11 protein-coding genes are annotated in these 13891 nt (G+C 44.0%); 8 read left to right on the top strand and 3 right to left on the bottom strand.

Annotated elements, in window-relative coordinates; translation table 11 throughout:
• Positions 1-59 precede the first annotated feature (59 nt).
• The 3 genes from fusA to rpsL form a co-directional block, all read right to left on the bottom strand.
• Positions 60-2180: an elongation factor G gene (fusA, locus tag L0659_RS17980; protein ID WP_235128003.1), complete on the bottom strand. Its 2121-nt coding sequence runs from the start codon at positions 2178-2180 to the stop codon at positions 60-62.
• Positions 2181-2407: 227 nt separating this feature from the next.
• Positions 2408-2875 carry a 30S ribosomal protein S7 gene (gene rpsG, locus L0659_RS17975; RefSeq protein WP_082217011.1) on the bottom strand — a complete coding sequence of 156 codons (468 nt, stop codon included), beginning with the start codon at positions 2873-2875 and terminating at the stop codon, positions 2408-2410.
• Between the two features lie 117 nt (positions 2876-2992).
• Positions 2993-3406: a 30S ribosomal protein S12 gene (gene rpsL / locus L0659_RS17970; RefSeq protein ID WP_026631225.1), complete on the bottom strand. Its 414-nt coding sequence runs from the start codon at positions 3404-3406 to the stop codon at positions 2993-2995.
• A gap of 431 nt (positions 3407-3837) precedes the next feature.
• On the opposite strand from rpsL, the gene L0659_RS17965 reads away from it, so the two are divergent.
• From L0659_RS17965 to L0659_RS17930, 8 genes are all read left to right on the top strand, one after another.
• A complete protein-coding gene (locus tag L0659_RS17965; protein WP_235128054.1) occupies positions 3838-5778 on the top strand; it encodes an OmpA family protein in 1941 nt (646 codons plus the stop codon).
• Positions 5779-5907: 129 nt separating this feature from the next.
• Positions 5908-7104: a DASH family cryptochrome gene (locus tag L0659_RS17960; RefSeq protein ID WP_235128002.1), complete on the top strand. Its 1197-nt coding sequence runs from the start codon at positions 5908-5910 to the stop codon at positions 7102-7104.
• A gap of 141 nt (positions 7105-7245) precedes the next feature.
• Positions 7246-7827 (top strand): LemA family protein, encoded by a 582-nt coding sequence (locus L0659_RS17955; RefSeq protein ID WP_233854302.1) that lies wholly within the window; start codon positions 7246-7248, stop codon positions 7825-7827.
• A gap of 40 nt (positions 7828-7867) precedes the next feature.
• Complete coding sequence (locus tag L0659_RS17950; protein WP_235128001.1) at positions 7868-8311, top strand: TPM domain-containing protein; 444 nt, start codon at positions 7868-7870, stop codon at positions 8309-8311.
• A gap of 3 nt (positions 8312-8314) precedes the next feature.
• Entirely contained in the window at positions 8315-9082 is a 768-nt protein-coding gene (locus tag L0659_RS17945) for a YgcG family protein (RefSeq protein ID WP_235128000.1), read from the top strand.
• Between the two features lie 172 nt (positions 9083-9254).
• The gene (locus L0659_RS17940) at positions 9255-10163 is read left to right on the top strand and encodes a hypothetical protein (RefSeq protein ID WP_235127999.1); all 909 of its coding nucleotides are present in this window, start codon (positions 9255-9257) and stop codon (positions 10161-10163) included.
• 161 nt (positions 10164-10324) lie between these two features.
• A complete protein-coding gene (locus tag L0659_RS17935; protein WP_235127998.1) occupies positions 10325-11815 on the top strand; it encodes a peptide MFS transporter in 1491 nt (496 codons plus the stop codon).
• Positions 11816-11845: 30 nt separating this feature from the next.
• The gene (locus L0659_RS17930) at positions 11846-13891 is read left to right on the top strand and encodes a M13 family metallopeptidase (RefSeq protein WP_235127997.1); all 2046 of its coding nucleotides are present in this window, start codon (positions 11846-11848) and stop codon (positions 13889-13891) included.

Genomic DNA, 13891 nt, shown 5'->3' with positions numbered 1-13891 from the left:
CGCAAGCTTCTATATAAAAACGATCCGTTACCTGCTGAACAGTTAGCGGATCATTTCATTTATGCTTTAACTAAACCTTTTGCTTTTTCGATTACCGTTTCTGCAATGTTGTTAGGAACAATCTCGTAATAAGCAAATGTCAAAGAAGCAGTAGCGCGACCAGATGACATTGTACGAAGATCAGTAACATAACCAAACAATTCAGAAAGAGGCACGTCACATTTGATAACCTGAGCACCATTACGGGAATCCATTCCTCTCATTACACCACGACGACGGTTAAGGTCACCGGTGATCGGTCCTGTGTATTCATCTGGCGTAAGCACTTCAACGTGCATAATCGGCTCCATCAATTTTGAACCTGCGTGACGCGCAGCTTCTTTGAAACCAATTTTTGCTGCAAGTTCAAATGATAGCGCATCTGAATCGACATCGTGGAAAGATCCGTGGAAAATACGCACTTTCATCGAATCCAGAGGATATCCTGCAAGTGCACCATTTGACATAGATGCTTCAAAACCTTTCTGGATCGGAGCGATAAATTCACGAGGAATAGTACCACCAACAATTTGATTTACAAACTGCAAACCTGTTTTTGGTTCTTTGCCTTCTTCATTATCATCACGTGGTCCAATTTCGAATACGATATCCGCAAATTTACCACGACCACCCGTTTGTTTCTTGTAAACTTCACGGTGTTCGAAGTTCTTAGTAAGAATCTCTTTATAAGCAACCTGAGGAGCACCTTGATTTACTTCCACTTTGAATTCACGACGCATACGGTCGATGATAATTTCAAGGTGAAGCTCGCCCATTCCTTTAATGATCGTTTGACCAGTTTCTTCGTTACTTTCAACTTGCAACGTAGGATCTTCTTCGATCAATTTGGTGATTGCTTTTGAGAAGTTATCGCTGTCCGCAGCTTTCTTAGGCTCGATAGCATAACCAATTACTGGCTCAGGGAACACCATTGATTCAAGAACGATTGGGTTCTTTTCGTCAGATAATGTATCTCCCGTCTTAATATCCTTGAAACCTACAACCGCACCAATATCACCCGCTTCAAGACGATCAATTTGATTTTGCTTGTTGGCGTGCATTTGGAAGATACGAGAAATACGTTCCTTGTTTCCTGAACGGTTGTTCAAAACGTAAGAACCTGAATCAAGATATCCGGAGTAAGAACGGATAAAGCATAGACGGCCTACATAAGGGTCAGTTGCAATTTTAAATGCTAGTGCACAGAATGGATCTGCATCCGTTGGCTGACGAGAGATTTCGTTTCCAGTGCGAGGATCAGTTCCGATAATGCTTTCGCGATCTTGTGGTGAAGGCAAAATCGCCATCACGTAATCAAGCATCGTTTGAACACCTTTATTTTTGAATGAAGAACCGCAAACCATAGGAACGATTTTCATGCTGATCGTTGCTGCACGCAAAGCTGCAAGAATTTCGTCTTCTGAAATCGACGCTGGATCTTCAAAATATTTTTCCATCAAAGTGTCGTCGAATTCGGCAACAGCTTCAAGCAATTTTTCTCTCCATTCAGTTGCTTCTTCAAGCATATCGTCAGGAATAGGAACTTCTCTAAAAGTCATTCCTTTATCTTCTTCATTCCATTCGATACCACGGAAGTTAACCAAGTCAACAACACCACGGAATGTATCTTCTGCACCGATCGGCAATTGAAGAGGAACAGCGTAGCTTCCAAGCATTTCTTTAACCTGCGTACAAACTTTCAAGAAGTCTGCACCTGAACGGTCCATTTTATTTACAAAACCGATACGGGCTACATTATAATTGTTAGCCAGACGCCAGTTTGTTTCAGATTGTGGTTCAACACCATCAACTGCACTAAAAAGGAATACAAGACCATCCAATACACGAAGCGAACGGTTTACCTCAACTGTAAAGTCAACGTGTCCCGGTGTATCGATAATGTTGATATGATATTTTTCATTACGATAATTCCAATCAACAGTTGTTGCAGCAGATGTAATGGTAATCCCACGCTCTTGCTCCTGCTCCATCCAGTCCATTGTAGCAGCACCATCATGCACTTCTCCAATTTTGTGGCTTACCCCTGCGTAATAAAGGATACGCTCCGTTGTGGTTGTTTTACCCGCATCAATGTGCGCAGCAATACCAATGTTTCTTGTTAATCTTAGATCACGTGCCATGACAGATGGTGATGTGTTATATTATATTCGATGTGCAATTCACTCAGAAGCAATTCGAACTCAAAGAATGTCGTAAAAACGCACTACTTCCAAAAATTCAGAGCGCAAAAGTATCAATTATTGATGATAAAAACAATTGCACTAACATTAAATTTCAGAAAAATCTTAAATAAAAATCGGAAGCCCGGGCAAACCCGAACTTCCGATTAACAAATATGACTTTGATCCTAGAATCTAAAGTGCGAGAACGCTTTGTTGGCATCTGCCATACGGTGCGTATCATCTTTCTTCTTAACAGCAGCTCCTTCACCTTTTGCAGCAGCAATGATCTCACCAGCAAGGCGATCCACCATTGTTTTTTCTCCGCGCTTGCGTGAGTAGTTGATCAACCATTTCATACCAAGAGATTGCTTACGCTCAGGACGAACTTCCGTTGGAACCTGGAATGTAGCACCACCCACACGACGGCTTTTTACTTCCACAGATGGAGTTACATTGTTCAATGCTTTTCTCCAAGTTTCAAGACCGCTTTCGCTGGTTTTTTTCTCAACCAACTCCAACGCGTCGTAGAAGATTGTGAATGCAATACTTTTCTTTCCTTCAAACATTAGGTTGTTAACGAACTTGGTAACCTGAACGTCCCTGAACTTTGGATCAGGAAGGATATATCTTTTCTTTGGTTTCGACTTTCTCATTTTAACTTAAAATTTTACACGAGGTTTCGTTTTGCAACTTATTCACCCAGGCCATGAGCTTGGATTACTTCCCTTTTATCAGATTAATTCCTTAATAAAAGCAGAGAGAGTTACTTTTTATTTCTTTTTACCTTTTGTTGGTGCTGCTGCAACTTGTCCTGGTTTTGGACGCTTAGCACCATATTTCGAACGACGTTGTTTACGTCCGTTCACACCAGCTGTATCCAATGCACCACGAATAATGTGGTAACGCACACCTGGTAAATCTTTCACACGACCACCGCGGATCAAAACGATCGAGTGCTCTTGCAAGTTGTGGCCTTCACCTGGAATGTAGGCATTCACTTCTTTGTTGTTTGAAAGACGAACACGGGCAACTTTACGAAGTGCTGAGTTCGGTTTTTTAGGCGTTGTCGTGTACACCCTGGTGCACACACCCCTACGCTGAGGGCAAGAATCCAAAGCCGGTGACTTTGATTTCCATGTAATGGTCTCTCTACCTTTACGGACTAATTGTGAAATAGTTGGCATTTAACAAATTGATTTTGATCTGGTTAATGCACCAGTCTATTGTTTTGAAAACAGTTTTCCCGAAAAATCGGACTGCAAAAGTAACAGTCTGACATTGATTTACAAAACGTTACTATCTTTTTTTCCAAAATGCATTGGAACAAAAGTGCGATACATATCAGGAAGCAACATTAACATCCTTATATTGCCCTTATATCAACACATTAACTGGCTACATTTCAGCCAGAATGTAATAAATAAAAATCTTGGCCTCTCATATCCAGAATTTTATTTCCAAACGTTGTTTATTAGTATTGTCTTTCAGAAAACCCAACGTGCGCGTCAAATCATTTGATTTTATATTTTACATTATGAAACTTTCCCGGCGTTACTTAACCCTCGTAATCAGTCTCGTTACAATATGTATATATCTATCCGGCTGTAACTCAGCCATGCAGGCTTATAAGGACGGACAAAAGAAGTTTGAGAACGGAGAATATGATCTTGCCATAAAAGCTTTCGAAAAAGCCGCTGCCGAGAACGTTGAGCCGGTTCAAACAAGTTACCTCATTGCTGAGTCCTATCGCCTCTCCAATCGTTTCAAAGAATCAATCCCTTTCTACAAAAAAGCAATTGACGGAGGGATAACCAAGCCTGATGCCAAGTTTCAATATGCCTATGCTTTAAAGACCGCCGGTCAATACGATGAAGCATCCGCTCAGTTTGCCTCATATGCGAAGGACACTGCCGGAGTTCAGGGTTTGCAGGATAGAGCGTTGCGTGAGGTCGAAATCCTCAAAATTGCTGATCGACTGCGTACGACAAAGATGGAGGTGGAAGCCAAGGCAATTCCCCTTAACACCGCCGGCTCTGAATTTTCACCTGCTATACTCGGCAGTGAACTGGTGTTTTCTTCTTCAAAAAAAGACAAGGTTTACAAGAATAATGGCCAGCCAATGTTGGGCTTATATAAGGTAGCGATTTCAGAAGATGCAGGCGCAACCGCAGGAACGCCGGTTTTACTTAGCAATGATATTTTTGAAGCGGAAGCCAATGAAGGCTCGCCCGCATTTTCTCCGGACGGTAAAACATTGGTTTTCGCCCGCGGAAATACGGGAAAGAAAAAGGGCACGGTGGACGTGGATCTTTACCTGAGCCGCAATGTGAATGGGCAGTGGACAACTCCGGCTATTTTACCTATCAATGATTCGCTGTCCTGGGACGGCTCCCCTGCATTTTCGCGTGATGGTAAAACGCTATACTTTGCTTCAAACCGCGCAGGTGGCGCAGGCGGGATTGATCTTTATCGCACCAATATGGATGCGTCAGGCCGGTTTAGCAAACCTGTTAATATGGGAAAGGACATTAATACAGCGGGAGATGAAATGTTTCCCTATGTTGCAGAAGGCGGAAAGCTTTACTTTGCTTCCGATGGGCACCCTGGCCTTGGCAAGCTGGATTTGTTCTCTGCGACGCGCGTTCAAGGTGTTATTTCTATTGAAAATTTAGGTCTGCCTTTTAACAGCCCGCAGGATGATTTCGGGCTTATTTTTTATCAAGATCTGAACAAAGGCTTTTTCTCTTCCAATAGAGAAGGTGGCAAAGGGGACGATGACATTTACTATTTCTCAGGTCCGGAGGAAGAGGATAGCACCAAGATTGCAAAGAACAATGATCCAAACGACCCTTTAAATCCGAATAACCCAAAATACATTAATGGCAAGCCAAAAGTGGTAAGATATTTCCTTGCCGGAAATGTGGTGGCAAACGGAACATCTACGCCGATCGATTCCGCAATCGTTCGCATTCTGCCTGACACTTCGGACACGGAGATCGCCCAATTGCCTTCCAACTCCGAAGGGAAATTTGGAAAACAGCCTGTTGAAGAAGGAAAATCGTATAGTCTGTTGGTTCAGCGGAAAGGATACATTAGCAAACGTGAGCCATTCTCTATGGACGGACGTTCGATCCCTCCGATTTTTCTGACCAAAGAACTTACAGATACAACATTCAATGTGACCATCAAACTGGATAAGCTGGAATTGAACAAGACATTTGTTTTGGAAAACATTTATTACGATTTGAATAAATACAACATTCGTCCCGATGCGGCGATTGAATTGGATAAACTGGTGCAGATCCTGAAAGACAATCCGACGATGAAGATCGAGCTAAGCTCCCATACGGATGCGCGTGCAACGGATGCATATAATATGACGCTGTCCCAAAACAGGGCCGAGTCTGCCGTGACTTACCTCAATACCAAAGGAATTGACGCTGACCGGATGGTGGCCAAAGGTTACGGAGAACGCGAGCTGATCATTCCAAATGCGAAAACGGAAGAGGAACACCAGCGCAACCGGAGAACAGAATTCACGATTTTAAGCTACTAATACCCAAAAAAAATAAGCAGCCCGGTCCTTGCAATGTCTTGGACCGGGCTGCTTTGTTATTCGCCCGGCCCGAATTTTGTATCTTTGCATCTTCAAAATTGAATTACCAGATTTATTTAGTTCGTATTAATGGCTCAGCGCATCATTTATTGGTTTAGAAATGACTTGCGGTTACGGGATAATGAAGCACTTTTTTCTGCCGTTGCATCAGCAAGTGAAGTTATACCCGTTTACGTTTTTGATCCCCGACAATTTGAAAAGACAAAATTAGGCTTCCGTCGCACGGGCGCCATGCGCGGTCAGTTCCTGATCCAGTCGATCGTCGACCTCAGAAACCGGCTGAGGGAAAAAGGCGGTGATCTCTTAATTCGTATTGGCGATCCGGAAAAGATCATTGCACAGCTTGCAGAAGACTTTAATGCCGAATATGTTTATACCAGCAAGGAAATCGCTCCCGAAGAAACGCGCATTGAATCCTCATTGAGCAAAAAGCTAAAAACAGTCAACATTGACATCAAGCTTTTCTGGATGGATACGCTCATGCACGCCACAGCACTGCCTTTTTCTATTGCTAAACTTCCTGCTAACTTCTCAGCCTTTAATGATTCCATAAAAGGCTCTTTTCAAGTGAAAGAACCGTTTGCAGAGCCGGAAAAGATTAAGCTGCCCGATGAATATGAGGCTGGTCCCGTCCCTATTCTGGCACAACTAGGGATTGACCCAAATGAGCTGGATGGCAGGGAAACTCGAAATGTCAGCCTGGGAGGCGAATCGGTTGCACTTAATGTGCTGACAAATTATGTGACGGATTATCTTAAAGCAGGCAAAACCTATGAAACAACAGATCCGCTGACAGACACGCGGCTTTCTGACTGGCTTTCATTGGGATGCATTTCTCCGAGATACATTTATAATGAAGTGACAAAAAGCCATGCGGATGCCTATCAGGACCACGCAATGGTTGCTAACCTCATTTCCCGTGATTATTTCCACTGGACGTTGCTGCGTTATGGCCCGAGACTTTTCAAACCAAGTGGTATCAAGCACAATTTCCTTCAGCGTTGGCAAAATGACAATGCGCTATACGAACAATGGACGAATGGCGAAACAACAGATCCGACTGTAAACCAACTGATGACCCAATTAAAAGCGACAGGCTTCTTAACATCGGCGGAAAGGACAACTTATGCGAATCATTTAGTTAACGACCTGGGAATCAACTGGACTTGGGGCGCCATGTATTTTGAAAGTCATTTAATGGACTACGAAGTATCCGTTAACTGGGGAAGATGGAACAACATTGCGGGTGTCGGAGAGGTTGAATAGCGTTTTTTGTAGTAAAAAACCTATTATCCGGTAATTTCCGTGCATATATGCGCTCCTGGCCGGTCATGTAGTTTTTCATCGAGATTTTGCTAGCTTTGGGCAACTTTGAAACAGATTCATTAACTCTAAACTGAATATAAAATGTCAAAAGGACTAATTGCAGTTATCGTCGTAATTCTTATTCTTGGATTCGTAGGCTGCGGTAAATATAATGGCCTGGTAAGTAAAGACGAGGTCGTAAAAGAATCATGGGCGAAGGTGGAAAGCCAGTATCAGCGTCGCGCTGACCTTATTCCTAATTTGGTAAGCACAGTAAAAGGAGCTGCGGATTTTGAAAAAGGAACATTAACAGCCGTGATCGAGGCGCGTAGCAAAGCAACACAAACTACAATCAACGCCGGCGATCTTACGCCTGAAAACATTGCAAAATTCCAGGGTGCACAAGATCAGTTGAGCGGCGCATTGTCCCGACTACTTGTAACGGTTGAGCAATATCCGCAATTGAAAGCCAATCAAAACTTCCTGGATCTGCAAGCGCAGCTGGAAGGCACTGAAAACCGCATTACGGTTGCCAGAAACGATTTCAATACGGTTGTGAAGGACTACAACCAGGAAGTGCGCACATTCCCGAATAATCTTTTTGCGGGTGTCTTCGGGTTCTCTCAAAAAGGCTATTTCACAGCGGCAGCTGGTTCGGACAAAGCTCCAACCGTGCAATTTTAGAAAAAGCACATTGGTTCTTAAGTACTAAAACCAGATCATCATGGCCACAGATCCACTCTTTTTTTCTGAAAAGGAGCAGCAGCTTATCATTGAAGCAATTCAGCAGGCTGAAAAACAAACTTCCGGAGAAGTAAAGGTGCATATCGAAAAGAAATGCCCGAAACCGGATGTGATGGAACGGGCCAAGGAAGTCTTTCTTTTCCTGAATCTTGATAAAACAGCCGAACAAAACGGGGTGCTTTTTTACCTGGCATATGAAGACCGGAAGTTTGCTGTTTTAGGAGATAAAGGCATTGACGCAAAGGTTACCGCTGATTTTTGGAATAGTACAAAAGATCTTCTCCGGCAATATTTTTCAAACGGGCAGTATTCGGAAGGGCTTGCAAAGGGAATCGCGGAAGCAGGTTTTCAATTGAAAAAGCATTTCCCTTACCAATCTGGCGACATCAACGAACTACCGGACGATATTTCGTTCGGGCACTGATCTATGAAGAAAGCCCTCATTCTCTTTTGCCTGATTTGTTTCACATTCCTGAATGTGACGGCTCAGGATATTCCCAAAAAACCAGATCCTCCTAAGCTGGTCAATGATTTTGCTAATCAATTGAATGCAAGTGAAAAAGCGCAATTGGAACAAAAACTGGTTGCCTATAATGATTCGACTTCTTCACAGATTGTCATCGTCATTGTGCCTACAACAGGTGATTATCCGATAGCCGACTATGCATTAAAAATAGGACGTGAATGGGGTGTAGGACAAAAAGATAAGGATAACGGAATCGTTTTACTTTGGGCGCCGACGGATCGGAAGGTCTATATCAGCACCGGTTACGGGCTGGAAGGAGCCATTCCCGATGCGATTGCCAAAAGGATCATTTCACAAGTAATCACCCCCCAATTCAAAAATGGCCAGTTCTATCAGGGATTGGATCAGGGCGTGGATATGATTTTTAAGTATGCAACCGGCGAATACAAGGCCGATCCCAATGCAAGTAATGAAGATGGGTCTTTTCCGCCGTTGCTGATCTTGGTCATTGTATTTGTTGTTGTCATGATCTTCATGTTCCGGAATCGCAATAATGGTGGCGGCAGAGGCGGATTCGGTGGTTTCGGCGGACCCATTATCTGGCCATATACTACCCATTCCGGGGGAGGAAGCTATTCCGGAAACTGGGGCGGCGGTGGAGGCGGCGGCGGTTTTGGAGGCTTTGGCGGCGGAAGCTTTGGTGGTGGAGGCGCAGGCGGAGACTACTAAGCTATTTTAAATCAAATAGTTACATTACATTCTTTTTATATCGATAAGGCCTTGTGCAAGATTTGCATAAGGCCTTCTTTTTTGGATTTAATGCTAATCAAATAACGTATAGTGTTGGCATAGTTTTTTGATGATGTCCATTAATAATTTTATTTAACCTAAACAAATTTATATGGAAAGGAAGAATAATACCGGTCTATTGGTCGGTTTGATCCTTATGACAATTCTTGCCGCAGTATTTGGTTACCTATACTACAATGAGCGCGCTGTTACGAATAAGCAGGAGACAGATCTGCAAACACGCGTAAATGAGCTCGCAACCGCAGAAATCAAGCTGGACTCTATTTCAAAACAACTCGATGCGCGAATCCAGGAAGTCCAGGGGTTAGGCGGCGACATTGAGGAATTGCAGAAAGTGAAAGCAGCCCTGGAAAATGACCGTATCGCATTGCGGAAAGGCAATGTTACCATGGGTAAAAAAGTGAAAGAGTATGAAGCGTTTCTGAACAAAAAAGATGAAGAAATTGCCCAGCTCAGAGAAGAGAACCAGCAGTTGATCAGCCAGAATGAAACATTGGTTCAGGAAAAGACCACACTGGAAACAACCAAGCAAGCCATCAGTGATTCTTTAACAGGTGTAATTTCGAAAAACACCGAGCTTGAATCCAAGGTTACCATGGCCGCAGCACTGCGCGCCAGGAGCGTGAAGGTTTACGCGGTTTCCTCCAAAGGAAAAGTAAGAGAAGGTGAAAATGTGAAAGCCAAGAGAGTGGACAAGGTTCGGGTTGATTTTATCCTTGAAAAAAATCCTTTGACACTGGCAGATAATAAAACCATTTATCTGCGCATCATCGATCCATCCGGGGCAACGATCTCGGATACAAAAACCGGTTCCGGCGTGTTCGACTATAATGGTCAGGAGCAAGGATTTACGATTAGTAAGGATGTAGCTTACACCAATAATAATCAGGATGTAAGTATTCTTTATGACAAGGACGCCTCATTCGCGTCGGGAAAATATACGATTGAACTTTACTCAGAAGGTTTCTCGATTGGAGAAGGCTCGTTCTCAGTCAAGTAATGATTTAGGAAATCACACCTATTTAAATGCGGTAACTGTCCCATTGTGGCTGGTTACCGCATTTATTTTGTCCGTTTATTTATATTTATCGTTATTTCATATCTTGTGCTATCATTTTTTCAAAAAACAGCCCACTAAACCAAATAAAACACTTCTCTTCTATGTCTGCACAGATATCCCAAAAGCACCCCACAGGCTTATATGTTCTTTTTTTTGCTGAAATGTGGGAGCGGTTCAGCTACTATGGGATGCGTGCAATCCTCTTACTTTTTCTCCTCGACGCTGTACGTGGCGGAATGGGCATGAACGCAGGCGAGGCCGCAGCGATTTACGGGTTATACACGGCATCGGTATACTTGCTAACATTACCAGGCGGCTGGCTTGCAGATAATATTTTAGGTCAGAAAAAAGCCATATGGTATGGTGGGATCGTGATTATGCTAGGCCACATAATCCTGGCAATTCCAGGCGGCAGCATGCTATTCTTTTTAGGGCTCACGACAGTGGCCGTTGGAACAGGATTATTAAAACCAAACATCAGTTCAATCGTTGGTGAACTTTATCCGGAAGGCGGTGCGCGCCGTGATGCGGCATTTTCCATCTTTTATATGGGCATTAACCTTGGCTCTTTTCTTGGAATTGCCATTGTAGGTTATCTTGGCGAGCGGGTGAGCTGGCACATGGGCTTCGGAGCAGCCGCTATCGGAATGCTTCTTGGACTGATCGTTTTTCGATATGGAAGCGCCCGTTATTTACAAGGAATGGGTGACGTTCCTCCGGCCAGAATCGACACGGCTGAATCCAATGCGCAAAAAGGCGCTAATAAAAGGCTTGGTTACCTTTTCATCGGCGCACTGGTTGTGCTGCTGATAGTATTGCAAACTTCCGGCGTGCTGGATATGACCACCGCACAAGGACTGGCAAAAGGCGCCGGTATAATCATTGTCATTATTTCTGCTTCTTACTTTCTGTTTATATTGTTCGCCGGCGGACTTACGCGCGTCGAGCAACATCGCGTTGTCGTGCTAATCATTCTGTTTTTGGCCATTGCGCTGTTTTGGGCAGGTTACGAACAGGCCGGAACATCGCTTCAGATCTTTGCTGAGCGCCATACGCAGCGTGTTATAGGCGGATGGGAAGTGCCATCGAGCTGGTTCCAGAACTTTCAGCCTACTTTCGTGCTTCTTTTTGCCCCAGTTTTGGCTAGCTTATGGATATATCTGTCTTCCAAAAATCTTAATCCATCTATCCCCGTCAAATTTGCAGCAGGGTTGATTTTGTTGGGACTGAGCTTCTTTGTAATGGTAGCCGCTTCCAACATTGCGGTTACTGGCCAGCTGGCCTCGCCTTTGTTCCTGACATTCACCTATTTCCTGCATACTATCGGAGAATTGTGTGTGAGTCCGGTTGGGTTGAGTTCTTATACCAAACTCGCCCCGAAACGCTATGTGAGCCAGTTAATGGGGATCTGGTTCGTTGGCGCATCGCTGGGTAACCTCATTGCAGGGATCTTTGCCGGCGGGTTTGATGAAGAAAACATTATGCAAATGCCGGCTTTATTTAATCAGGTCGCCATTGTCACCACTGTCTTTGGCTTTATCCTGCTCATTTTCTGGAAGCCTATCAAAGGCTGGATGGGTGGAATTTCTTAATCAACAAATTAACATTCAATACATTACAAAATGAAATTAGCCAATTTAGGTTATGCAGCACTGGCATTCTCGCTTGCGATGACGGCCTGTAAAAAAGAAAACGATCAGGAATCCACCCGCGAAAAAGTGGCTGGTTTTGACATTACTTCGCTCGATTCGACTGTCAAGGCATGCGATGATTTTGACACTTATGTTAATGGCGGCTGGAAAAAAGCGAACCCCATTCCCGGAACAGAAAGCCGCTGGGGTGCTTTTAATGTGTTGGACAAAGAAAATAAAGAGGTCAGGCTACGAGGCATTATAGACGAGATCGTCGAACTGGAAGACCGCAAAAAAGGAAGTGAGGAGCAGCAGATTGCGGATTATTACCAATCCTACCTGGATACGGCTACCATTGAGAAACGCGCTATAACACCATTAAAGCCTTATTTGGATAAAATAAATGGAGTTCAATCACTCAAAGACCTGGCTTCGGTTTCGGGGGAATTGCAAAAAGTTGGCGTTTCTTCTGTTGTAGGAATGGGCGTGGATGCGGATTTGAGAAACAGCAAGATCAATGTCCTGTATCAAGGTCAGGACGGGCTGAGCCTGGGCGAAAGAAGTTATTACGAACGGACCGATTCCAGCACAGTAAAAGTGCGCGAAGAATTTGTGAAACATGTTGATAAAATGTTCTCGCTAGCAGCATTTGCTGAACCGAAGCCGGGGCAGACGATCCTGGATTTTGAAACAAAACTCGCGAAGCTGCAATTGACCAATGTTGAACTCCGCGACCCTGTGAAAACATATAATAAGATGTCTTTCAAAGGTTTCCAGGCACTCGTTCCTGATTTCGATGTGGAGACATTTGCAAGCAAACAAGACATTAAAACCGACAGCATCGTTGTTCAGAACAAAGCTTATCTCGAAAACGTAAACAAGCTGCTCAAAGCAACACCACTTGCAACATTGAAGCTTTATACCAAATGGCAATTACTGTCGCGATTCGCGGGATATCTGCCCAAAAGCTTCGATCAGGAAAATTTCCGCTTTTTCAGCACGGTCATGCGCGGCACAAAACAGCAAAAAGCGCGAGTGGAACGCGCGATCCGCTCTACCGACGGTTTGTTAGGAATGCCTTTGGGAAAATTATTCTCTAAAAAATTCTTCCCGGAAGAGGATAAGAAGAAGGTTTCAGAAATGATCGAAAATGTGCGCACGGTTTACGGCGAGCGTATCGACAAACTTACCTGGATGGGCGATTCCACCAAAGCGAAGGCTCACAAAAAGTTGAAAGCATTCACCTACAAAATCGGCTATCCCGACAAATGGAAGGACTATTCATCTATTGATGTGGTAAAAGATAAGTTATTTGAGAATGTTATTGCAGCTTCGCTTTACGCGCATAAGGAGGAGATTGACAAAATTGGAAAGCCAGTGGATAAGGCTGAATGGTTCATGACCCCGCAAACGGTTAATGCTTATTACAACCCGGCGAACAACGAAATCGTGTTCCCTGCCGGGATTTTGCAGCCGCCATTTTACAACCGCGATGCGGATGATGCCATTAACTACGGCGGGATCATTGCCGTTATCGGTCACGAATTCACACATGGCTTCGATGATCAGGGATCACAGTTTGATGATGAAGGAAACCTGAAAAACTGGTGGACACCTTCGGACAGGGCCAATTTTGACAAGCTAACCAAGAAATACATTGACTATTTCAGCGGGATAGAAGCATTGCCTGGCTTCAAAATCAACGGTGCGTTAACCATCGGTGAGAATGTGGCCGACCTTGGTGGACTAACATTGGCCTATTATGCATTGGAAAAATCCCTGAAAGGCAAAGCAGAGCCCGCTCCTATCGATGGTTTCAACTGGAAACAACGTTTCTTTCTGGGCTGGGCGCAGGTTTGGCATATGAACACAACCAACGAAGCATTGAGAAACCAGGTGCAAACGGATCCGCATTCACCCGCAAAAGACCGCATCAATGGTCCTATGCCACATTTAAAAGAGTTTGAAGCGGCGTGGAAATGTACACCGGGAAGCAAAATGATCTTGCCTGATTCAGCCAGGATTGTGATCTGGTAA

Origin of the sequence: Dyadobacter sp. CY347, assembly GCF_021502655.1 — a bacterium.
Classification (GTDB): Bacteria; Bacteroidota; Bacteroidia; order Cytophagales; family Spirosomataceae; genus Dyadobacter.
The sequence above is the reverse complement of the archived record's forward strand: the minus strand, read 5'-3'. Positions and strand labels throughout refer to the sequence as shown.